Raw genomic sequence first — 24,360 nt, forward strand, 5'->3', positions numbered from 1 at the left:
TGTTTTAATCGAGTTTACAGCCCCCTTCCTACTTATCCATAATACAAAATTGCAGCTAACAGCTAAAGATTAGTCTGTTGATAGAAGTCTGGGATGTAGGTTATTAAAGAAATAGGGCAAAAAAAAAAAATCGGAACTCAGATTTGTTCCGTAGGCTTTTATTGCAATAAAATAACATAATAATGCCTTTTTATTTGGTTTTTAACATAGAAACTCACGTTAAATTAAACTTATTGTTTCCCTGGTAGATTCCTGCCTTACTGAAACAAGTTCAGCACAGATCGAAGGAATGACAATTTCCAATCACATTAAGTACAATTTCCGGGTTAAAAAATCAAAAATAAAATCCTTAATCTTTAAATCACATCAAGCCCCTTACCTATTTTAATAAAGGCTTTAACAGCTTTATCCAAATGATGACGCTCATGTCCTGCAGACAATTGCACACGTATTCTTGCTTTTCCTTTTGGTACTACTGGATAGAAAAAACCAATGACATAAATTCCTTCTTCTAATAGTTTTGAAGCGAACTCCTGCGCTAATGTTGCTTCGTATAACATAACAGGCACTATAGGATGATCTCCTGGAACAATATCAAATCCTGCTGCTGTCATCTCTTTTCTAAAATATTGGGTGTTTTCTTCTAATTTATCTCGAAGTTTAGTAGAAGTGCTTATAATGTCTAACACTCTAATAGAAGCTCCAACGATGGAAGGTGCTACAGTATTAGAAAACAAATAAGGTCTGGAACGTTGTCTTAACAAGTCAACAATTTCCTTTCTGGCTGCTGTGAACCCACCAGAAGCACCACCTAAAGCTTTACCATAAGTCCCCGTTATAATATCCACGCGTCCCATAACATTTCTGTACTCATGTGTACCTCGACCCGTTTTACCAATAAAACCTGTGGAATGGCATTCATCAATCATTACCAGGGCATTGTACTTATCGGCTAAATCACAAATTTTATCAAGTTGAGCAATGGTTCCATCCATAGAAAAGGAGCCATCTGTAACGATTAACTTTCTACGCGATCCTTCGGCTTGAATTAATTGTGTTTCCAGATCAGTCATATCATTATGTGCATACCTGAATCGTTTTGCCTTGCATAAACGAATGCCATCAATTATAGAAGCATGGTTTAAAGCATCAGAAATAATAGCATCTTCTGCGTTTAAAATGGGTTCGAACACCCCGCCATTGGCATCAAAAGCAGCTGCGTACAAAATACAATCTTCCAGACCTAAAAACGATGCTGTTTTTTGTTCTAGCTCTTTATGAATATCTTGTGTACCACAAATAAAACGTACAGAAGACATGCCATACCCATGAGAATCAATGGCTTTTTTACCTGCATCAATAACGTCTGGATGCGATGATAAGCCTAAATAGTTATTTGCACAAAAATTCAATACTCCTGATGATGTTGTTGTGCTTATTTCCGACCCTTGCGGGGTTGTTATGATTCTTTCTGATTTATATAATCCTGCAGCTTTAATTTCTTCAATTTCATTCTGCAAATCATGTTTTATGTTAGAGTACATATTTTTCTGTTTTGATATTATTTTTAACTTAAATTGTCATTTCGTATTGAGCTTTTAGCTCTCGAATCATGGTTTCTGTAATAGAATACAAATCGTATTTTGGTTGCCATCCCCAATCCATTTTCGCTTCAGAATCGTCAATAGATTTTGGCCAATATTCCGCAATATCTTGTCTAAAATCTGGCTTATAATCGATTTTAAAATCAGGATATAATTCACGGATTTCTGATGCAATTTCTTTTGGTGAAAAACTTATCCCTTCTATATTGTAGGACGTTCTCACTTTAATGCTTTCTGCTGGTGCTTCCATAATCTCTATAGTAGCTCTAACCGCATCATCAATAAAAATCATAGGTAGTGCTGTATCTTCCCTTAAAAAACAAGTAAAACGTTCATTTAAAACAGCTTTATGATAAATATCTACTGCATAATCTGTAGTACCTCCACCTGGTAATGATTGATACCCTATGATACCTGGATAACGAATAGACCTAATATCTAAACCATATTTAATATGATAATATTGCGCCCAATTTTCCCCATCTACTTTACTTATACCATATACTGTTGCTGGATCTAAATATGCATTATTTGGTGTATTATTTCTTGGTGCACCATTCCCAAACACAGCTATTGAGCTAGGATAAAACACCTTCTCTATATTATAGATTCTGGCAACTTCCAGAACATTTAACCAAGTTTTCACATTGATATTCCAGGTTCCTAAAGGGTTTTCTTCTCCTTTAGCTGATAAAATGGCTGCTAAGTGATAAATTTGAGTCACTTTATATTGTACTACAACCTCTTTAATTCTATCTATATCTGTAGCATCAATAACTTCAAATATACCATTTGTATCTTCACTTTTTCTTATATCTGAAGCAATAATTCTTTCTTTTCCGTATTTGTCTTGTAAGGCTTTCGTTAGTACTTTTCCAACTTGACCATTAGCCCCTATGACTAAAATTGCCGTATCCATGATAGTGTTATTTGCTAACAAAATTACATATTACAGATTTTAAAATACAAAAAACACATAAACTAAGCAAATATTACTTCTATTTAGATTTAAAAAAGTTATATTTACTTTTTAATAATTAAATAATTGCTTTTTGCAATAATTTTTATTTGACGTATTATGGAAAATTTGGACCAAACAGACATTACCATTCTTAGAATTTTACAAAAGGATTCTAAAAAAACAGCCAAAGAGATTGCTAAAATTTTAAATTTGACACCTTCTCCTGTTTACGAACGTATTCGTAGGCTTGAAAATCAAGGTTTTATAAAAAAGTATGTTGCTATTCTGGACAAGAAGCTACTGGAACGATCTGTAACGACTATATGTCAAGTATCTATGCGTTATCATAGTGAAGCCTTTATTGAAAAGTTTGAAGAACAGATTCAAAATCTAGATGAAGTTCAGGAATGCTATCACATGGCAGGTCAGGTAGACTTTATATTAAAAATAAACACAAAAGGGTTGGAAGATTATCACAACTTCGTGAAATATAAACTTTCTAAAATTGAAAATATAGGTGTCTTGAATAGTACGTTTGTTTTAAAAGATATTAAGAATTCTTCGGAGTTTTATATTTAATGCCCCATTCATAATTAATATGCTTCTCAATTAGATCTAGACTTTGCTCAGTATAGGCCAAGTCATATGACTAGACGATTATAATTATAAGACTTTTGTTATATCGTAGAAATCGACCTTGAAAATACTTAGATTTAAGTCAGTTCAACATAAACAATGCTAAAAACAATCAAGTTAATTGTTTGAAATACAGATTTTTGTCATGTCGACAGAACGAAGCATAAGTGACGAGACATCTCATCGTAATGAGATTCCCGTTCCTATCTGTCATGCCTTTGGCTTAGCAAATCGACAGTTACGGTGTTCCTACATTTTAAAAAAAAAGATTTATATTTTATTATTTACTTTTCTTTGCCCGTCCAAAGAAAAGTAACAAAAGAAAAGACGCCCCTTCGATAGGAATTTCTTCTTTTGCTTAGGCTCAAGAAGAACCAAGCAAAACTTCGACGTCGCGTCAATGCGCCATCCCATACTATGCTCCTGGGGTTCGAAGCTTTTGTCCTTTATTCTTACGAAGGGTCGGTGCTTGCCTAATGGTCATTTCTTAACGATCATCTTAATCCCTTTTTTTCGAACTGACGTTAGATTAATTAAAAGTATCTTTAACAAACTCCAAAGCCCGTTTTTCATTATAGTAAACATTTTTTTTATCTACAAATCCCACATGTCCACCATGTTGAGGCATCTCTAAATAAAGATTTGGATTGTTTTTTGCTTCTTTTACAGGATAACATTCTGGAGACAAAAATGAATCGTTTAAAGCATTAATGATTAAAGTTGGTATCTTAATATATGGAAGGAATTGCAAGCAGCTACATTTTTCATAATAGTCTAAAGCATCTTTAAAACCATGCGCTTTGGATGTATAGACATTGTCAAAGTCGAATAATGTTTTTATAGATGCTAAGTCTTTAAGGCTTAAATCTTCTTTAAAACGTTGTTGTTTGATTTTTAAGCGATTTACTAAATATTTTAGAAATCGATTGTGATACAATATATTTTTAAAAGTATGCAACGCTTTTGCAGAACCATACAAATAACAAGGCACTGAAGCTGTAACTGCTGCTTTTATTTGATTGGGCAGCACCTCTCTTTCTCCCAAATATTTTAAAATCATATTGGCTCCCAAACTAATCCCTTTTAAATAAATTTCTGAATAGTCTTTTTCTGAAATAATATGTGTTATAATAGCTTCTAAATCTTCGGTTGCTCCAGAGTGATAACTACGGTATTTTAAATTATCTTCTCCACTACATCCTCTAAAATTCACACAAACTGCATCAAAACCATTATTATTAAATAGTTTTGCTGATCCTGTCATATATGGTCGTTGTCCGTTTCCCTCTAACCCATGCAATAAAATAACCAGCTTCTTTGTTTTTTCTTTTGAAAAACTCCAATCTAAATCAATAAAATCGCCATCAAACAATATGATACGTTTACGTTCTTGATTTACATCTTTAACGCGTCTTATCAAACCTGAATATACCGTTGAAACGAAACCGTTTTTTAAAAAGAAAGAAGGCTTATAGGTTGATTCTATTATGGGCATGTTTTAGTGTTCAGTGTTCAGTGTTCAGTGTTCAGTAAAAAAATAACTTTTTAAACTATAGGTTTTCGTATTATTATAATATTTTATTAATTCTTAACAACATTAATTGAATTTCAAAAGAACTGCATACTGCCACTGTTCACTGCTTACTTTATATTTAAAAATTAAACTTCCAGAGGTGTAAACTTAAAATCGGTGCCATTAAACAACCCTTTATCACTTAGTTTTAATGAAGGAATTACTAATAAAGCCATAAATGATAATGTCATATATGGTGCATAAAGATTACTTCCTAAATCCTTTGCCATAGCATCTAATTCTGCATATTGTCTTCCTATAGTTTCACCATCTTTATCACTCATAATACCAGCTACAGGGAGTGGGACAGTTTTTTCTTCGGAATTTGAAATAGCACAGATACCTCCTGTACCTTCAATAAGTAAGTTAACGGCTTTACATATTGCTTGATCACTAACACCTACTACAATAATATTATGAGAATCGTGACCTACTGAAGAGGCAATGGCGCCTTCTTTTAATCCGAAATTTTTAATAAAAGCTATGGCTGGTTTTTGATTTTGGTATCTATTAACAACTCCTATTTTAAGGATGTCGTTTTCGATATCAGAAACCAAATTTCCATTTAAAATTGAAGCGTTAACGATAAGTTCATTTGTTACTAATTGACCTTCTAAAGCTTCTATGACACGAATTTGTTTTGCTGACGATTCAACTCTAAAATCTGATACTTCCTTTTTATTACAATTAAAGTTATTAAGATTTTTAAAAGCTACCGGTTGTATTAAAGATATACCTTTATCGAAAACCAACTCACCGTCTATATAGGTTTGAACGGTTTTAAAATGGATTAAATCTTCAACTACAATAAAATCCGCAAACTCACCTCCTTGTAATAAACCAACATCTAAATTGTAATGTTTTACGGGGTTAACACAGGCTACTTCTAATACTTTAAAAACATCAATTCCTTTTGCTACTGCTCTGGCACATAAATTATTAATATGATGTAACAATAGATCGTCTGGATGTTTATCATCACTACAAAACATCATGTTTTCAAAATGTTCTGGAAGTAAATCTATTAAAGCTTCGAAGTTTTTGGCGGCACTTCCTTCTCTAATTAGAATTTTCATGCCTTTTTCAAGTTTCTCTAGGGCTTCTTCATAAGTAAAACATTCGTGATCTGTAGAGATTCCAGCATTAATATATTTTGTAACATCATCTCCTCTTAATCCAGGGGCATGACCATCTACAGGTTTATTATAGTGTTTTGCCCATGCTATTTTTTTTAACACGTCGTCGTCGTCAAACAACACACCTGGGTAATTCATCATTTCTGCTAGATATTTGATGTCTGGTTTTTTAAGCAGTTCTTTAATATCATCAGAATTTATAACAGCTCCCGCAGATTCAAAATGAGTTGCTGGTACACAAGATGGTGCTCCAAAATTGAATTTAAACGGTACCTTTTTACCATTATTAATCATAAATTCCACGCCTTCAACGCCCAATACATTAGCTATTTCATGAGGGTCTGAAACGGTTGCAACTGTGCCATGTTTTACAGCTAATCTTGCAAATTCACTAGGTACTAACATAGAACTTTCTATATGGATGTGTGCATCTATAAATCCTGGTAATATATAGTGTTCTATATTATGCTCTTTTTCTTGAATAGAAATAATCTTTCCTTCTTTAAAGATTACTTCTCCTTTATAGATACGTCTGTTTTGTATATCGACTATTTGTCCTTGTAGTTTCAAATTATCAGTTAATTAGGTGCTTCGACTGCGCTCAGCATGACCATGTTATTTTAATTCTACTTTTAGAATGTTTTTTGTATTTTTATTTACTTTAAAACGATTATCTGCTCGTTTGCCTATTACCCAAACAATATCTTCTCCAGAGCATAATAATCTAATGTTTTCCTTATCTAATAGTGATAATTTTTCGTCTTTAAAATACTTACTCAATTTCTTTTTACCAGACATTCCTATAGGGTAAAACAGGTCTCCTTCTTTCCATGTTCTGACTGTTAGCGGATATTGAAGCAATGCTTTGTCTACGTAAATGGTATGATTGTTTTTTACTAAAATAGTGTCCGTTTTATCAAAAAATAAAATACCTGAACCTGTTCTTACTTGCTTATCTGTTTCTGAAATTATAATGAGTTCTTCGTCTGTTTCTGAGGTAATCTCACTTAGTAAAAAATGCTCTCTATCTTTTATTAAACGGTGTGTTGAGGATAGTATCTGCTTTCCGGATTGGGCATTTAACAAGTCAGCAATATCATTCCATTCTGTAAACCCATAGTCTTTAAATACCTCAAATAAATACGCTTTTTGATTGCTTAATTTTTTAAATTCTTCAACCTTGAATACCATTTGATTGTTTTCAATAGTTGTTATAGCACGATTTAATAAGTCTTCAATACTTTCTTCTACAATATCTGCTGTATCATTTAAGTTTTTAAGTGTATTTTGGAAATTCTGCAATAATTGAGGATTGATCTCTTTTAAAACAGGAACAATGTCATGTCTCAATTTATTCCTTAAATATTTAGTGAATGCATTGCTGCTATCTTCTCGCCATTTAAAATCGTTCGCTTTTGCATAAGTTTCAATAACCTCTCTAGAAAATGGTAATAGTGGTCTAACAATATTATCATTTACTTCTGGTATGCCTATTAACCCATCTAGTCCTGTTCCTCTGGACAGATTAATTAAAAAGGTTTCTAGATTATCATCAGCATGATGAGCTGTTAAAACATAATCGAATTGTAATTGTGACGCTAGTTCTTCAAACCAATCATAACGGAGTTTTCGAGCTGCCATCTGAGTTGATAATTTACTATCTTTAGAATAGTTTTTAGTATCAAAACTTTCAATAAATGCTTCTAAATCTAAATCTTCTGCTAATTGTAGCACGAAACTTTCATCGGCATCACTTTCTTTTCCTCTTAAATTAAAATTGCAATGTGCTAAAGCAATGTTTAAGTTTAATTTATGGCATAAATGAGTTAAAACGATACTATCTATGCCTCCGGAAATGGCAATGAGAAGTTTGCTTTCTTTTAGGAAAGGCAGTTTGTTGTTTATATGTATCTTGAATGGTTCTAACACGTTTCAAAGTTAATATTTTTAATTGTTGTTACGCTGAGATTCGCTGAGATAACTCAGAGACACACAAAGTATGATCTTATTCCCGCAAAGGCACAAAGAAAATACTGAGACTGTCACTGAACACTGAATACTGTTTACTAGTTTTCCAAAACCGTTCGCATGGCTTTTGCTTTTACCAAACACTCTTCATATTCTTTTAGCGGATCACTCTTGGCTGTTATGGCGCCTCCTACAGAATATGACACATATTTTTTTGTTTTGTTATAGAGAATACTTCTAATAACTACATTAAAATCGAAATCACTTGTGGGTGAAAAATAACCAACTGATCCAGAATATAGACCACGTCTGGTTTCTTCTAATGCTTCAATAATTCGCATGGCAGAAATTTTTGGAACTCCCGTCATACTTCCCATAGGAAATGTACTCTTAATAACATCGACAGCATGTGTTGTTTCTTTAATCTTTGAAGTCACCGTAGAAATCATCTGGTGTACTTGATCAAATGTATAGATCTTGGTTAATTCCTCAACTTTCACACTCCCTTTTATAGCGGTTTTTGATAAATCGTTACGCACCAAATCAACAATCATAATATTTTCACTACGTTCTTTTGTATCTTTAGATAAAGCTTCTTTCAGAGCTTCATCTTCTAATGTATTCTCTGAACGCTTTGCTGTTCCTTTTATTGGCTGGGAAATAATGGTTTCTTTATCCTTTTTTAAATAACGTTCTGGTGATGCAGACAATAAATATTTGTCTCCAAACTTTAAGAATGTTGCAAAAGGGGGGTTAGAAATATTATTAAGTTTTAAATAAGTATCCAGAGGATTAATACTGGTGTTTTCGGCATAAAACTCCTGACAAAAATTAGCTTCGTAAATATCGCCTCTATGAATATGAGCAAGCATATTATTTACTTTTTCAAAGTATTCATCTTTATGTATGCGGAGTTTTACTTTAATATCGTTTGAGACCCTTCGACTTAGTTCGTCCTGAGCGCAGTCGAAGGGCTCAGGGTGACATGTCTTCTTACTTTGAATTTCTTTTAAATCATCCTCAAATTCATCATCAACACATTTTAAATATTGTATTTCAACTTGATCTCCTTTAAATAAAAATAATTTTTTAGGTTGGAAAAAGTACAGATCAGGGAATTGTAAGCTATCAAAGTTGCTAGAACTTAAGTCTTCAACATCATTTTTTAAATCATATGTTAAATATCCAAAAATCCAATCATTTACATTGGTTTGATATTCCTTAAGCATCTCAAAACTTCCTTCGAAATTCGTTTGAACACTTGTAAAAGCATCTACTGCCAATACTGCTTCAAAGTTAGAATGGTTTTGTTCGTAATTATTAGAATCTAACCAAATAACATCATCAAATTGCTGACTCCAAATCAGTAATTGATTTTTAAATTGATTAACATTATCTAAACGGTGAATTTGTGTTGTCCTCAATAATAAAATTTAATGTGTAAAGTTAGTTAGAATCCTTAAAAAATTATAAGTTTTGCAAAGTAAACAATTTGAATACATATAATGAACTCATTTAGACTTTTTCAATTTGCTAAAAAATTGCTGTTTTCAGCTCTGTTTTTGTCTTTTTTTCCTTCCGTAGCTCTGCTATGCAACTCAAAAAAGTCTTCAACAGAGGCAAAAACTTCTAATTTTCGCTTAAATCCAAAAAGTCTAAATGAGTTCAATATTCTATTTTCATGTATACTTTAGAAAACGAAAAGTTAAAAATAGCAGTCAAAAAAACAGGGGCAGAATTATGTAAAATTACTTCGGTTAAAAAAGACATAGATTTTATGTGGGATGCTAACCCAAAGGTTTGGGGAAGTTACGCCCCTAACCTATTTCCCATAATTGGGGCTTTAAAAGACGGGGCTTACTTTTTTGAAAATAACATTTATAACCTCCCAAAACATGGTCTTGTAAGAAACAATGATAAACTTGTGTTACAAGAACAAAATCAGAATTTTTTAACTTTTAAATTGAATTATGATAAGGACTCTTTAAAAATATATCCTTTTAAATTTGAGTTTCTTATTACTTATCAGCTTATAGATAATATACTTACCATTACGCATACTATAAACAACCTTGACGATAAGACCATGTATTTTTCACTAGGTGGTCACCCTGCTTTTAAATGTCCTGTATTTAATAATGAAGCTTATAATGATTATTATTTAGAGTTTGAATATACAGAAAGCTCTAAAACTCATTTAATAAATATGAAAAATGGTCTTATTTCGGATAAAACGAAACCTGTTTTTAACAAGTCAAATACATTAGCATTGAAGCATGATTTATTTAATGAAGATGCGCTTATTTTCAAAGATTTAAAATCTAAACGTGTTACTTTAAAAAGTAAATCACATGGTTCTATTCTTACGGTTAGTTATGAAGATTTTCCTTATTTGGGTATTTGGGCAAAACCTGATGGTGACTATGTTTGCATTGAACCTTGGCTTGGTATTGCTGATAACGAAAGTACAAATCAGAACTTAAAAGAAAAAGAAGGTATTCTAACTTTAATGCCGAAAAAAACATTTATAGCGTCTTATAGTATTGAAATACACAACATTCATTTATAAATATATTAAGCTTAACTTTGCTGGCTAAATAGCATCATTTTGAGTTTTCAAGATTTAAATTTAAATACCCCACTTTATAACGCGTTAGATGATTTAGATTTTACAACCCCTACGCCTATACAGGAACAAGCATTTAATGTTGTTAGTTCTGGTAAAGATATGGTAGGTATTGCACAGACAGGTACAGGTAAAACCTTTGCTTATATGTTACCTATTATTAAAAATTTAAAATACTCTACTCAAGAAAACCCGCGGGTTTTAATTTTGGTTCCTACACGTGAATTGGTTGTACAGGTAGTAGATGAAATAGAAAAGCTTTCAAAATACATTAACAATCGTATTTTAGGAGTCTATGGAGGCACTAATATTAATACACAGAAGCAAGCTGTTGCAGAAGGTATCGATATTCTGGTAGCGACTCCTGGCAGGTTATACGATTTGGCTTTAAGCCGAGTTTTACAACTTAAGTCCATACAAAAATTAGTTATTGATGAAGTTGATGTGATGCTAGATTTAGGGTTTAGGCATCAGTTAATCAATATTTTTGATATTTTGCCCGAACGTAGGCAAAACATCATGTTTTCGGCAACTATGACGCTAGATGTTGATGATTTAATTAGTGATTTCTTTAAAAGCCCAGAGCGCGTTTCTATTGCAGTTTCGGGAACACCTCTTGAAAACATTTCGCAAACACGTTATAATGTTCCGAATTTTTATACCAAAGTCAATTTATTAACGCATTTACTAAATGACATCGAAAATTTTAACAAGGTTTTAATCTTCGTGGCTTATAAACGTATGGCTGATCGTTTGTTTGAAAAACTAGATGAAATATTCCATGAGGAGTTATGTGTGATTCATTCTAATAAAACCCAAAACTACAGGTTGCGAAGTATTGAACAATTCCGAAATGGCGAGAATCGTATTTTAATTGCGACCGATGTGATGGCACGTGGATTGGATATTGATAACGTATCTCATGTTATCAATTTCGATACGCCTTTATATCCAGAAAATTACATGCATCGTATTGGTAGGACAGGTCGTGCTGAACGCGAAGGGAAATCGATTGCTTTTTCTACTGAAACCGAACAAGAGTCTATTGAGTGTATTGAATCTTTAATGAATATGAAGATTCCTCTATTGGAAATCCCTCCTATTGTTGAAATTTCTACTGAATTAATTGAAGAGGAGCGTCCACAAATAAAAGAGCGCAACAATCCTACGAAACGAAAAGATGAAGATGCTCCTGGTCCAGCATTCCATGAAAAGAAAGCTAAAAACCAAAAGGAGAATTTAGGGGGTTCTTATAAATTTAAAATTGCGAAGAAGTACAAAAAACCTAAAACCAAAGGCGATAAGAATTATAATAAACGGAATAAGAGTAAGTAAGTAGTTATCAGTTTCAGTGGCAGTTTGCAGTTGTTTTCGTTTTCAATATTTATCTTTTTAGATTTGCTTTAAGTATAAGGCTTCGTTAAGTGGATTCCTGCTGTAGTTTATCTTGAGCGAAGACGAAAGGCAGGAATGACAAAATCCAAGGAAATATTGTATATCTTATCTGGTTATTGTTAACTTAACCGAAGCAAGCAAAACCATTAGGTTTATAGTATTTTAATCTAGCTATTTTAAGTTTTTATACAATTGTGAATCACTCAAAATTTCTTGCTCCATTTTCTTTGCTTCTTCTTTATTCAGATTGATCTTTTTACTTTTATCAGCTTTACGAGCAACTAGATAATGCATCCTTTTTAAACCGTTTTCCCCGATTCTTTTAAAAATCAAGTTTTCAGAAATTTACACACAATAAATAATACAAAAATCCCTTTTTAAATTAATGAAAAGGGATTAATTAATCATATAAACGCTAAGTAAAACTTTTAATTAACTCTTCTGAAATGTTTTTAATATAATAAGACCTATTCTTATTAAAACAAAAGTAATACTACCAAACACCGTAGTTAAAAAAGAAACCTTTAGTCCTCCTGCTAATCTGGGCGTAGATATTATATCCGTAGCTTCTACAATATCGAAGGCAGTAATAAGACCTATCATGGATCCTAAAAATCCCAGCACCAATCCTAATAAGCTTGCATCGGATGCCAGAGCAGACATTTTTTTAGATACTCCTCCATCCTTATTTAAATATAGAAATCCTCTAATTAAAAAGAATATGGCTACTAAAAGACATATCAATATCAACGACATGAATAATGGTCCTCCTTCGTAAAATCTCTTAACTAGTTCTGAAAAAAAACTTCTTCCTTGTAATATATATAATGTTCTCATAATTTATAAATTTATTGTTTTTTAATGAATGTTTTGGGTGTATGTCCCGAGTTTTTAAGTATGACTATTTTATTTTTAATATCGAAGTCTAAAACAACCCCTGAATTATTTAGTGTAGTAAACTCTATTTTTGGTCTGGCTGATAGCTCTAGTAAATTAGAACCCTCCGTTCCACCTATTAATGTTTTTCCATGAGCCTCGAATACCAGTTTGAAGGGCAGATCCTTACTCTCATAAACCCCTGCGTATTGCTCTATCTCTTCTTCTGTTAACTCAATAGTGTCAAAATTGGGTATTATTATATCTTTACCCGTTACTGCATTAACGGCATTAAACATGATAGACATCGGATCAAAATCTAGTGCATTAGTATTTAAAGCTATTGCAATTTCTAATTTTGGTATATATATTAACATAGACAGAAAGGAATCGATCCCGCCATTATGTCCAAAAAATGTTATTCCGTTCTTTTTCATGCTAAAAATGCCACTACCATATTCACTCTCAATTCTAGTCATTAAAGCGAAACTTTCTTTGGTCATTAATTTATTATTAAATAATGCATCTATAAAAACAACTAAATCTGAAGGATTAGATACGATACTCCCTGCGCCTCCAGGAACACTCATATGGGTTTGATTATCTTCATGCCATGTTTCATTCTCAAAATAATAAGACAAACACTCTTTATCTGTTATATCTATGTTACTACCATAATACGTGTTATCTAAATCAAGTTTATCTACAATTCTTTCTTCTAAAATTGCTTTATACGATTTGTTCTCTATTTTTTCCAAAATATATCCTAGCAACACATAATTAGTATTACTGTACTCATGCTTTACTCCTGGTTGGAAAACAACATCATATTTTAGAATTCTCGACAACATTTCTGCTTGGGTTGTTGGCTCTAGCATCCAAGTTTGGAAGTCCTCATCATTAGTGATATTAAATAAACCACTGCTATGATTTAATAAATTGGCAATAGTGATGTTTGATGCATTTGTAACCTTCGGAAAATAAACAGATAGCTTATCCCCTAATTTGATTTTTCCCTCATCTACCAACTGGAAAATTAATGTTGCGGTAAATGTTTTTGTAATAGAACCTACTCTATATTTAGTAGCTATTGTTGCTAATTTTCTCTCGTTCTGATCGATGTACTGAAAGCCCACAGATTTATTATAAACAGATTCTCCTTTTTGCAGAATAGATAAACTTCCCATAACTTTATTATTTTGATATAATAACTCTAGAAAGGAATCCAATTGTTTATAATTAGTACTTTGAGAGAAACCTGTTGTTGTTACTAATAGTAATATTAATAGTAGTTTTTTCATTTGCTATACAATTTTAATATGAATTAGAAATTTTAAACGTGTAAGTAGACCTTGAGTTTTTTATCATTTCTTCAATTATACTCCCACATTAAAAACTATAGGATATAAGCAATGGCTTTCCATTACTGGGTTTGCTAAAAGAATTGATAATATTATCATAACTAATGGTTTTAATTAAACATGACACAAATTTATAATGCTTTTATAACCGATTAATTAAAATGCGATGGATGACTGATTTAGCAATTAAAATAGCATCTTGTTAAAACTATTGTTAAATTGGTTATCCGTCTACAAAAAACAAATTAGCTATAGAAATATGGTATTATTGTAATATTATTTAAGTAAATGCTAACAAGACAATTCTTTTTTAACAAAATAGGTCAGTTATTACTCCATGTTATATTTTGGTGTGGTGTCCTTTTGTTCTACACCTATTTTTTTGGTTTTGATAGCATTGATTTTAGCTATGTATTATCGTTTTCACTGTTTTTAATGCCTATAACTATTGCTACTACTTATGTTTTTATTTATGAACTCATACCTAGTTATCTTATAACAAAAAAATACTTTCTATTTGGTCTATATAGCTTATACACCGTTATAATCTCTTCTTACCTCATTGTTATCTCGGTATTTTATGGATTAATCTATTTATCCCATTTTCGATATGCAAACATGGCACCAATTAGTAGAAATTTATTTTTTGTTGCCACTGCGGTATACTTAGTCGTTATTGTAGTAAGCGGGTTTAAAATGTTAAAACTTAATTTAAAACACATTGAAAAAGCCAATAAACTAGAAAATAAAATTTTAGAAACGCAACTTAAACTTAAGGAACAGCAACTTAATTATTTAAAGATGCAGATTCATCCCCATTTTTTATTCAACACACTAAATACCATGTATGGCTTTGCTTTAAAAAAAGCGGATGAAGCACCAGAAATGATCTTAAAACTCTCTAACTTATTAGATTATTTACTTTATAAAGTTGACAAACCTTTTGTTTTACTAACTGACGATATTGATCATATTAAAGATTATATAGAGTTAGAAAAAATGAGGTTTAATAATACGTTGGATGTTATTTTTTTAACGGAGCAGATCTCCGAAAATATTATGATAGCTCCTATGTTATTATTACCTTTTATAGAAAACAGTTTTAAACATGGCACTATTAAAAATGGTTTGTTAACAATTAAAATAACACTAACTTGTAGAGATAAAAACATCTATTTTAATATTGAAAATACAAGCACACAACCTGAAACTTATAAAAATGGTATTGGGTTGGAAAATATACAAAAGCGATTAGATTTATTATATAAAAATCATTACACATTACATATTACTAAGGATAATGATCTTTTTAAAGTGAATTTAATTTTAAATACCAATACCTCAGAATAATTGTTACAAAACAAAAACATATCGTGCCTTATTATCGATGATGAACTTATAGCCAGGGAAGTTATAGAAACCCATCTAAAAAAAATGCCCGATATTAAAACCATTGCTAGCTGTGGTAGTGCTATTGAAGCCTTTAGTTATATAAGAAATAACCACATCGATCTAATTTTTTTAGATATTAACATGCCAGAAATATCTGGGATCTCTTTTGCAAAATCAATTAACAAAGACATTAAAATTATATTCACAACCGCCTATCGGGATTATGCTGTAGAAGGCTTTGAACTACAAGCAGTCGATTACTTATTAAAACCAATTTCTTTTAACCGTTTACTAAAAGCTATTAATAATTATTTTGAAATATACAGCGAAGCAAAGCATGAAGCAATCGAAAATATAGACCGCAATGATTTTATGTTTGTTCGGTCTGATAGACGAATGATAAAAATAGATTTTGAGGCTATTATTTTTATTGAAAGTTACAGTGATTATATTAAAATTCATTTAGTGGATAATACTATTGTAACTAGAGAAACTATTAGTGCTATTGAAGCGAAACTACCTGTTAAAAAATTTATTAGAATCCACAGATCATATATTATATCAATAAATAACATTGTTTCTTTTACAAATGAAGAAATAGTTATTAATAATAAGTCACTACCAATTAGCAGAAGTTACAAAAAGGAGGTATTACAAGTTTTAGAAAGGTTTTAAAAAAGATGCCCCTTCTCAAACAAATGAAAAGGGGAGCTATAGAAAGTTGCTAAAAATCAGGATAAGTAACCAACCAAAACTTTAACCCTAACTAAAGTTAATCCTTAATTTTTACTTGGCTTTCTACGATATCTTTAATAGGAATGACTAATTTTCCTTCCTTAGTTTTTAACGTAATAGATATGCTATCTATTGTTTCAACTTCTCCTTTTATATCATTAAATTCGATGACCTGTCCAATTTCGTATATTTTTCTGGTATAAAAAGCTTTTAAAACGTCTCCAACGACCTTTTGTGCTCCAAATCCAAACGCTAAAGCGAATGCTAACAGAAAAGCCGCTAAAATCATGGTCAAGTTACTCGTAATAATTTCGGTATTAACACCCGCCTGATTTAATGCCGTTATAGAAGTAAATATGAGGATTATAAAAAATACAACTTGACTTATAATTTTAGCTCCTGATAAGTCCATAGATTCGAAAAAAGCTTTTAAACCTTTTTTGATAACATTTGCTAAAATTAGCCCGACCGTGAATATGACTAATGCAGAAAATAATTGAGGTAAATAACCTAACAGGTTGCTTATTTGCTCAGAAATCATGGTTAAATTCATAATATCTGATGCCATAATTAATAGCATGATATACATCACCCATTTTACAAAATTTGATATCACTTTTATGGTATCAAAATTCAACTTTTTCCCTTCAACAATCTCAATGTCATTAATAGCAGCATCCAGTTTGTTGGCCTTCGCCAATTTTAAAGCTTTCTTGATAATTTTAATAACGAGTTTAGTAACCAACCAACCTATAAATAAGACTATAATGGTTCCTATTATGTTCGGAAATATATCTGTTATTTCAAGCCACATCTTTCTTAAAGATTCCATGGCCACATCTTTAGCTTTTGTTGCTTCTTCCATTTTTATTTTGTTAATGTTATATTCTGTTTTGGCTTATTTCCTATCTTTTCTTTGTTTCATAACCGATTCAATTAAATCACCGATATTATAAGAAAATAGCGCAGCAAGATCCATAAGCAATTTAGCCATGGCAATATCTCTCATAACCTTAGACTTAAGTTCCTTTGGAACATGCTTAAGTGGCTTGTTTATGTCTTTAAACGGATTATTTTCCATTATTTAAGATATTATCGTTATACACTGTTATCAACTTATCTTTAGCGCGTTTAATTCTCATTTTAACGGCACTTTCCCCAATTTCTAAAACACTTTCAATCTCTTTAATAGAAAGGAAATCCTGGTATTTTAGTAATAAAATCATTTTCTCGTCAGGAGAAATTAGTTCTAAAGCTACTTTTAGCTTATCCACTTTCATATCCAGAAAACTATAATCATTGTCGTCTTCAGAAAGGTTTTCAATATCTTTATAGTCTACAGACTGCTTTTCTAGTTTTTTAGCGGTATCTCTGGTTACATAATTTACACAATGATTATATGTGAAAGCATATAACCATGTTGAAAACTTAGATTTCTCTTTAAAGCTCCCTAACTTAACAAAAAGTTTTAAAAAGATGTCCTGGGTTAAATCCTGAGCCTCATCTTCATCCTTCGCAAAACCTAAACATTTATTATATACCAACCTGGCATACCTATCGTATAAAATCTCAAAAAGCAATGTATTATTGTCTTTTACAATTGCTTTTACCAGATCTTCATCAGATAAATTATTAATGTTTTCGAGGGTTTTCAAGTGTAGCGTATGGCCATTTTAGTTATTCATATTTCGGGACAGATTACTTTTTAAAAAGTAATATTTTATTTTTTTCATTCATAGAAAAACAAAAATAAGTAAGTTTTATATTATAAACATTTAAAAAGTTTAGTAATTTGTAAAACATCAATTTACTAAAAAATAAAACTTTACAAAATGAAAAGGATTATATTATTGCTCATAGCCCTGAGTTTATTTTTTTCATGCAAAAAGACACCCAAACAACCAAAAGAATTTATAGCCAAAACCACAGCTTCTTCAAAGTATGCTTGTGTACCACAAGTCACTGATGCTGAATGGTATAAAAAAGACAATATAGCACCTCTTTTAGAAGGCTATGATGCTGTAAATTATCCTATTACTACTCAAAATGCTTTGGTTCAACGTTATTTTAATCAAGGCATGACATTGGCGTACGGTTTCAATCATGCCGAAGCAGCTCGTTCTTTCTATTATGCTACAAAATTAGACCCGAGTTGTGCTATGGCATTTTGGGGATATGCTTATGTATTGGGACCAAACTATAATGCTGGTATGGAAGACGATAACTATGAACGTGCTTACGAGGCTATACAGAAAGCAAAAACATTATCTAAAAATGCCACCGAAAAAGAGAGGCAATTTATCAATGCTATGGCATTACGCTATGCACCAGAGCCTCCAGAAGATAGAACAGCTTTAGATGCTAAATATTCTGAGGCTATGAAAGTATTATATGACCAATACCCAGAGGATACAGAAATTAGCGCTTTATATGCAGAATCACTTATGAATTTACATCCTTGGGATTTAAATGAAAAAAACGGTACAGAAAAGCCGTGGACTATAGAGATCGTAGCCCTTTTAGAAAAGCTCATTGCTCAAAACCCTAAACATCCTGGAGCGCATCATTTTTATATTCATGCTGTTGAAGCTTCCAGAACACCAGAACGTTCCAATATATCTGCAAAAGCTTTTGATGACAGGTTGGTTCCCGGTTCTGGGCATCTATTGCACATGCCTTCTCATACCTATATAAGAACCGGAGAATACCATAAAGGCACTTTATCTAACATTGCAGCTGTAGAGGCCGATAGTGCTTATGTTACTACCTGTCATGCACAAGGTGCATATCCGCTGGCCTATTACCCTCATAATTATCATTTTATGGCTGCTACCGCAACTTTAGAAGGTAATAGCCATTGGGCCATGATTGGTGCTAATAAAGTATCAGAACATGTGCATCCGGAAATCATGAAACAACCTGGCTGGGGTACTTTACAACATTATTATACCATTCCATATTATGTAGCTGTAAAATTTAAAAAATGGGATACTGTTCTAAATATGAAACTAGAAACCTACGATTTAAAATATCCAAAAGCAATTAGACATTATGCAGAAGGTATGGCACATTTAGGAAAAGGAGATTTAGAAAAGGCTAAAACCAAATTATTAGAACTTGAGACCTTAGCAAAAGACGAAACTCTAAGAGAGGTTACTGTTTGGGATATTAACTCGGTTTACGAATTAGTTAAAATAGCTGAAAAAGTTTTAAAAGCTGAAATTTTGGCTCAAGAGGGTGATCTAAAAGCCAGTATTGTTCTTTTAAAAGAGGCTGTTACAATGGAAGATGCGTTAAATTATAATGAGCCACCGGACTGGTTTTTCTCGATTCGTCATCACTTAGGGCGTATTTATACACTTAACGGACAAAAGAGACTTGCTATTGAATTATATCTTGAAGATCTTGATCGTTTACCAAAAAATGGGTGGGCTTATCATGGAATAAAAACCGCTTATGAAGCTTTAAATGATAAAGAAAAGACAGAACATTATGAGGCTCTTTTTAAAGAAAGTTGGAAACATGCGGATTTTGAATTGTGATAATTAATGTCATTCAGAGCCTTTCGACTTTGCTCAAGACAGGCTAAAGCGAAGAATCTCTCTATTATATATCAGATGATTATTTATCAATAGTATCATTTAAAAGATTCTTCAGTCGTTCCTCCTTCTGAATGACATAGGAACTAAATAGCAATTAAAATAAAAAACCACCAATCTAAATTATGTGTCATTCTGAGGAGCACTACAAGTGCGACGTGAGAATCTGTCTATTTTAAAAAGATTGCCGCAGTCGTACCTCCTTCGCAATGACACATAATTCAGCTTTTTAGACCTTTTTTGTTTTTATCTTAATAACAATACCTACTGAAACGTATAACTAGTTTTTACAACTTGCGTTAATCTAAAATATCCAAAAGCATAATTATCTGGAGTTGTTGTATTAATACAGTTTCCTCTTAAAGGTACTGGTGTTGTACTAAAAAGCCCTGTGCCCTCAGATTGCTCGATAAGAATTCCTATATAATTTGAGTATGCTTCAGAAATACCAAAGAATGAAATATCTATGATATCGCCAGGTCTGAAAGCCTCAATTTCATCTGTGTCCTCATCTTCTTCTTCTTCATACCACCAAGTGATTTCCCTACCATTAGAAAATTCATCATCGCCATCTTCTAGTACTGGTAATAAATCTCCTCGCCTTTGAAACTTAAATAAATAATAATTTTCTTCTGCCTCAGGATCTGTAAAAAATATATTCACCTCTAATTCTTCATCATCAAAACCATCTTCTATTGACTGTGTAATATTGTCAATATCTACAACAGATGTTAAAGTTTCATTTGCTGTATAAGTTTCACCATCATGAATAACTTCTAAGGTATAAGATTGATTAATTACAGGCTCAAAATTGGTAATTACATATTCGCCATTACCTTGATGCGCGAAAATAAATTCAGTGCCATCATCATCATTAGTGACTTTAACAGAAGCATTCGTAACACTTGTATTAGTGGTTGTATCAAAATAAGGAGTTGACTCACTTAACTTTATAGTTTGATTGCTTCCTGTGGTCCCTTTTTCCCAATCAAGAGATGCTTCAATAACTAATCTGCTAGGGGCAGTTTGCACCTCTACGTCTATAACATCTTCACATGATACTAATGACATAGCTAAAAAAAGTATGGTTAATTTAAAATATGTATTCATTTTATTAAAATTTAAAGTTATAAGTTATAGCTGGCATCATTCCAAAAATAGACGTTCTGGTTGCCTCATTAATACCCAGATCTTCATTTTGAGTAAAAGAAATTGAAGCTGCATTTTTTCGACCATACGCATTATAAATACCGAAAACCCATTCTCCTTTCCATCTGTTACTAGGTTTTCTGTTAGGCTTGTATGTTGCTGAAATATCCAACCTGTGATAAGCTGGTAATCGATCGGAATTTCTAGCAGCAAAACTAGCTATAGATTGTCCTTCATATTGATATTGTCCATTAGGATACGTTACAGGTCTTCCTGTTTGAAAAACCATATTACTACTAAACGTCCATTTGTCATTTAACTCGTAAGCTCCAGTAATTGAAAAATCATGGGTTCTATCAAAAGCAGAATTATACCAACCACCATTATTTATTCCTGGGCCTCCGGCATTTCCTCCCAAAGTTCTTTGCTCTGCTTTAGATAAAGTATATGAAATCCATCCTGTAAACCTGCCTTCATTTTTACGTAATAAAAACTCCAAACCATAAGCTCTGGCTTCTCCATTTAAAATTTCTGTTTCTATATTGTTTGTACCTATTAAATCAGACCCATCAATGTAATCGATTCTATTATCTGTTGTTTTATAATACCCTTCAACTTCCAGTGAATACTTTTTATCATTAAAGTTTCTAAAATACCCTATGGCATATTGATCAGATAATTGAGGTTTAATAAACTTTCCACTGGTAGTCCATACATCCAAAGGTGTAACCGAAGTTGTATTTGATAGCAAATGAATGTATTGAGCAGATCTTGAATATCCTGCTTTTAGAGAAGATGATTTGTTTAATTGATATGCTAAAGATGCTCTAGGTTCTATATTTCCAAAGTCTTTAATGCTTTCTCCTTTATCATAAGCGGTCTCTCCTATTGCTGTACCACGCTCATAAATTCCCAATAAACTATTATAAACTACAGGTTGATTATTAGCATAGTCTGTCATCGACTGGCCTCCTAAACGACTAAAAGTACTATATCTTAATCCATATTGCACGGTTAATTTATCAGTTAGCTTATGCTCAGCATTAACATATAAACCGCTTTCAAATGCTTTTTTTCTATCTAGTGATAAAGGGTTTATGGGTGACGTATCAGAAGTTGGACGCACTTGACCAGGATCGAAATCATAATAAATTCCACTAACTCCAAAATCTAATTTAAACTTATCGTTGGCATAATATTTAAGATCATACTTTACATTATAATTATTAATTGAAGAAATCCAATCAAACTCATTGACGGTAATTTCCAAATCGTAATCATACTTACTGTAAATTAAAGATAAGTTAGAAAATAAACGATCATTAAAAATATGGTTCCATCTTAAATTTCCAGAAGCATTACCATAGCTACTGGAAAAACTTTTACCAAACTTAAAGGAGTCTCTACCAAAATATCCAGAAAGATATAGCTTGTTTTTATCGTTTAATTTATAATTTGTTTTGAGGTTTAAATCATAAAAGCCAACTCTATCCTCATCGTCTGCAGCCGCTAAAAACACGTTAACATAAGAACTTCTTCCTGCCACCAAAAAAGAACCTTTGTCATTAAATACGGGGCCTTCTACAGCTAACCTGCTAGAAATTAAACCAATCCCTCCCGTAAGTGCAAAGTTTTTACTATTTCCATCTTTTTGTCGTACATCTAATACTGACGATGTTCTACCACCAAAACGAGCAGGTATTCCTCCTTTATACAATTTAATATCCTTAATGGCATCTGCATTAAATACAGAAAAGAACCCTAACATATGCGAGGTATTGTATATAATCGCCTCATCTAATAATACCAGGTTTTGATCTACAGCACCACCTCTTACATGAAATCCACTACTACCTTCACCATTTTTAGTAACCCCAGGGAGCATTTGTAGCGATTTTACAACATCTACTTCTCCAAAAACCACTGGCATTTGCTTTACTGTTTTTATATTCAATTTAGAAACACTCATTTCTGGTTTCTTAAGACTTACACGTTCGCTTTCTTCTGCAACGACAAGAACCTCATCTAATTGAGTCGATTCTTCATGCATTTCAAAATTTACTTTTTGATTCTTATCTAAAATTATTTCTTGTTTTCCATTTTCGAACCCGATGTAAGAAACAATTAAAGTATATGTTCCTTTTGGTGCTGTAATGGAGAAGAATCCATACTCATTACTAATAGAACCAATACTAGTTCCTTTTAAAAATACTGATGCTCCAAAAGCAGTTTCACCGTTTTTTGCCTCTTTAATTATACCACTGACAGTATAATTTTCCTGGGCCGACAAAACCACGGAAAACAACATAAATAATAATACTAGATTTTTCATTCTTTTTTGATTAATGATTTTATATAATTTCAATATAATTTAGGCTAAACAACTTTTAACTCGTTCTTAAACGCATTCTTTTTGTATTTAATATCTGATACTTTTCTTTTTGATGATGTTTTTGTATTCCAACCAAACCCTAAAAGAGGGTTTAAGGATTTTATTGACTGATTTTTGTAAATATTTTTCATTGTTTTTTAATTGATTATTCGTTTTTTGATTGTTAAATATTTCAATGTTTCCTTACGTCTTATCTATTGACATTCGAAAAAACAAAGGGTTGCATGTGGAGATCTTTTTTTTAGTTTTTAGCTACTTCTTACACAATAGATTTTATATAAGACCTCTTTCCTATCCAAACCTTTTCTGTAAAGACGAACTATTTCATAAATCTTCTACAAAGAGTACATGTATTTGAAAATTAAAAGGTCAAGCTTACCAAGGAAACAAAAATAAAGGTGCATGCCTAGAAGAAAACATTAATAAATACTTGAATAAAGAATTTCTTGAAACAAACTATCCTCGAGGCAGAGCCATAGAGGTATTTCGCTCGTTTCATACCCAATCAAGTTGAGCACAGGCTTTGACCTTTGGGTCAAAAACCGAAATTCTGTTATTTAACGTGAACTCGATATATTAAAACCTGAAAATCAGTTGTTTAATTGTTTTAATAAAGAAACTATGTCATTCCGAACGCTACGGAGAGTAAAATATATTTTACTTGAACGTATATAGCGTAGCTATTGAGGAGGAATCCCATCCTTATGAGATTTCTCGAAAGTTTATCTTGAGTACTTCGACTACGCTCAGCATAAACTAAAGTCGAAAGGCTCATGCTTCGCTCTGTCGAAATGACAAACACCTGAAAATCATTTGTTTAATATTATTCTTGGCTGTAGTTTATATTAGTGTTGATATTAATTTTTCGTAACAAAATTCGATTTCTTTGTATTTCTGATAAGCGGTAATGTCTTCAGATATTTTTTGAGTAAAAGATTTTAGCTTATCGTTTCTATT

General features: G+C 31.9%; 21 protein-coding genes. 6 read left to right on the top strand and 15 right to left on the bottom strand.

The features are described from left to right. Positions 1-356: 356 nt before the first annotated feature. Both kbl and EM932_RS19730 read right to left on the bottom strand, forming a co-directional pair. Complete coding sequence (gene kbl / locus EM932_RS19725; RefSeq protein ID WP_135878929.1) at positions 357-1,544, bottom strand: glycine C-acetyltransferase; 1,188 nt, start codon at positions 1,542-1,544, stop codon at positions 357-359. A 28-nt stretch (positions 1,545-1,572) separates the two neighbouring features. Continuing rightward, positions 1,573-2,523 (bottom strand): NAD-dependent epimerase/dehydratase family protein, encoded by a 951-nt coding sequence (locus EM932_RS19730; RefSeq protein ID WP_135878930.1) that lies wholly within the window; start codon positions 2,521-2,523, stop codon positions 1,573-1,575. A 159-nt stretch (positions 2,524-2,682) separates the two neighbouring features. On the opposite strand from EM932_RS19730, the gene EM932_RS19735 reads away from it, so the two are divergent. Beyond that, entirely contained in the window at positions 2,683-3,144 is a 462-nt protein-coding gene (locus EM932_RS19735) for an Lrp/AsnC family transcriptional regulator (RefSeq protein WP_135878931.1), read from the top strand. A 586-nt stretch (positions 3,145-3,730) separates the two neighbouring features. Here EM932_RS19735 and EM932_RS19740 read toward each other — a convergent pair. The 5 genes from EM932_RS19740 to EM932_RS21130 all read right to left on the bottom strand — a co-directional run bounded on the left by EM932_RS19740 (position 3,731) and on the right by EM932_RS21130 (position 9,547). Further along, on the bottom strand, positions 3,731-4,696 hold the full coding sequence (locus EM932_RS19740) for a YheT family hydrolase (protein WP_135878932.1): 966 nt from the start codon (positions 4,694-4,696) through the stop codon (positions 3,731-3,733). A gap of 164 nt (positions 4,697-4,860) precedes the next feature. After that, entirely contained in the window at positions 4,861-6,480 is a 1,620-nt protein-coding gene (gene ade / locus EM932_RS19745) for an adenine deaminase (RefSeq protein WP_135878933.1), read from the bottom strand. A 45-nt stretch (positions 6,481-6,525) separates the two neighbouring features. Continuing rightward, positions 6,526-7,839, bottom strand: coding sequence for a tRNA lysidine(34) synthetase TilS (gene tilS, locus EM932_RS19750; RefSeq protein WP_135878934.1), 1,314 nt, complete (start codon positions 7,837-7,839; stop codon positions 6,526-6,528). 137 nt (positions 7,840-7,976) lie between these two features. Further along, positions 7,977-9,302, bottom strand: a complete 1,326-nt coding sequence (locus EM932_RS19755) for an anthranilate synthase component I family protein (RefSeq protein WP_135878935.1) — start codon at positions 9,300-9,302, stop codon at positions 7,977-7,979. 101 nt (positions 9,303-9,403) lie between these two features. Beyond that, positions 9,404-9,547 carry a hypothetical protein gene (locus EM932_RS21130; RefSeq protein WP_211344329.1) on the bottom strand — a complete coding sequence of 48 codons (144 nt, stop codon included), beginning with the start codon at positions 9,545-9,547 and terminating at the stop codon, positions 9,404-9,406. A gap of 12 nt (positions 9,548-9,559) precedes the next feature. Between EM932_RS21130 and EM932_RS19760 the strand changes: the two genes are divergently transcribed. Both EM932_RS19760 and EM932_RS19765 read left to right on the top strand, forming a co-directional pair. Next, complete coding sequence (locus EM932_RS19760; protein WP_135878936.1) at positions 9,560-10,447, top strand: aldose 1-epimerase family protein; 888 nt, start codon at positions 9,560-9,562, stop codon at positions 10,445-10,447. 39 nt (positions 10,448-10,486) lie between these two features. Beyond that, positions 10,487-11,839, top strand: a complete 1,353-nt coding sequence (locus tag EM932_RS19765; protein ID WP_135878937.1) for a DEAD/DEAH box helicase — start codon at positions 10,487-10,489, stop codon at positions 11,837-11,839. A gap of 492 nt (positions 11,840-12,331) precedes the next feature. Here EM932_RS19765 and EM932_RS19770 read toward each other — a convergent pair whose 3' ends face one another. Both EM932_RS19770 and EM932_RS19775 read right to left on the bottom strand, forming a co-directional pair. Continuing rightward, on the bottom strand, positions 12,332-12,736 hold the full coding sequence (locus EM932_RS19770) for a MotA/TolQ/ExbB proton channel family protein (RefSeq protein WP_135878938.1): 405 nt from the start codon (positions 12,734-12,736) through the stop codon (positions 12,332-12,334). A gap of 11 nt (positions 12,737-12,747) precedes the next feature. Further along, positions 12,748-14,076 carry a serine hydrolase domain-containing protein gene (locus tag EM932_RS19775; RefSeq protein WP_135878939.1) on the bottom strand — a complete coding sequence of 443 codons (1,329 nt, stop codon included), beginning with the start codon at positions 14,074-14,076 and terminating at the stop codon, positions 12,748-12,750. A gap of 348 nt (positions 14,077-14,424) precedes the next feature. Here EM932_RS19775 and EM932_RS19780 point away from each other — a divergent pair, with 348 nt between their 5' ends. Then, a complete protein-coding gene (locus tag EM932_RS19780) occupies positions 14,425-15,486 on the top strand; it encodes a sensor histidine kinase (protein WP_135878940.1) in 1,062 nt (353 codons plus the stop codon). After that, positions 15,487-16,203 (top strand): LytR/AlgR family response regulator transcription factor, encoded by a 717-nt coding sequence (locus tag EM932_RS19785; protein ID WP_135878941.1) that lies wholly within the window; start codon positions 15,487-15,489, stop codon positions 16,201-16,203. Between the two features lie 97 nt (positions 16,204-16,300). Here the strand turns inward: EM932_RS19785 and EM932_RS19790 are convergent, their stop codons facing one another. From EM932_RS19790 to EM932_RS19800, 3 genes are read right to left on the bottom strand one after another with little or no spacing between them, the layout of a single operon-like run. Next, positions 16,301-17,128, bottom strand: a complete 828-nt coding sequence (locus tag EM932_RS19790) for a mechanosensitive ion channel family protein (RefSeq protein WP_135878942.1) — start codon at positions 17,126-17,128, stop codon at positions 16,301-16,303. A gap of 33 nt (positions 17,129-17,161) precedes the next feature. After that, positions 17,162-17,344, bottom strand: a complete 183-nt coding sequence (locus EM932_RS19795; protein ID WP_135878943.1) for a hypothetical protein — start codon at positions 17,342-17,344, stop codon at positions 17,162-17,164. Beyond that, positions 17,334-17,918: an RNA polymerase sigma factor gene (locus EM932_RS19800; protein WP_135878944.1), complete on the bottom strand. Its 585-nt coding sequence runs from the start codon at positions 17,916-17,918 to the stop codon at positions 17,334-17,336. Before EM932_RS19800 ends, EM932_RS19795 begins: the two co-directional genes overlap by 11 nt. Positions 17,919-18,095: 177 nt before the next feature. Between EM932_RS19800 and EM932_RS19805 the strand changes: the two genes are divergently transcribed. Continuing rightward, on the top strand, positions 18,096-19,805 hold the full coding sequence (locus EM932_RS19805) for a tetratricopeptide repeat protein (RefSeq protein WP_135878945.1): 1,710 nt from the start codon (positions 18,096-18,098) through the stop codon (positions 19,803-19,805). A 321-nt stretch (positions 19,806-20,126) separates the two neighbouring features. Here EM932_RS19805 and EM932_RS19810 read toward each other — a convergent pair whose 3' ends face one another. From EM932_RS19810 to EM932_RS20990, 3 genes are read right to left on the bottom strand one after another with little or no spacing between them, the layout of a single operon-like run. Further along, positions 20,127-20,972 carry a DUF4249 domain-containing protein gene (locus EM932_RS19810; RefSeq protein ID WP_135878946.1) on the bottom strand — a complete coding sequence of 282 codons (846 nt, stop codon included), beginning with the start codon at positions 20,970-20,972 and terminating at the stop codon, positions 20,127-20,129. A gap of 4 nt (positions 20,973-20,976) precedes the next feature. Next, positions 20,977-23,343 (bottom strand): TonB-dependent receptor, encoded by a 2,367-nt coding sequence (locus tag EM932_RS19815; protein WP_135878947.1) that lies wholly within the window; start codon positions 23,341-23,343, stop codon positions 20,977-20,979. A gap of 44 nt (positions 23,344-23,387) precedes the next feature. Next, the gene (locus tag EM932_RS20990; RefSeq protein ID WP_170179856.1) at positions 23,388-23,534 is read right to left on the bottom strand and encodes a hypothetical protein; all 147 of its coding nucleotides are present in this window, start codon (positions 23,532-23,534) and stop codon (positions 23,388-23,390) included. Between the last annotated feature and the right edge of the window lie 826 nt (positions 23,535-24,360).

Source organism: Flavivirga rizhaonensis (assembly GCF_004791695.1).
Lineage (GTDB): Bacteria > Bacteroidota > Bacteroidia > Flavobacteriales > Flavobacteriaceae > Flavivirga > Flavivirga rizhaonensis.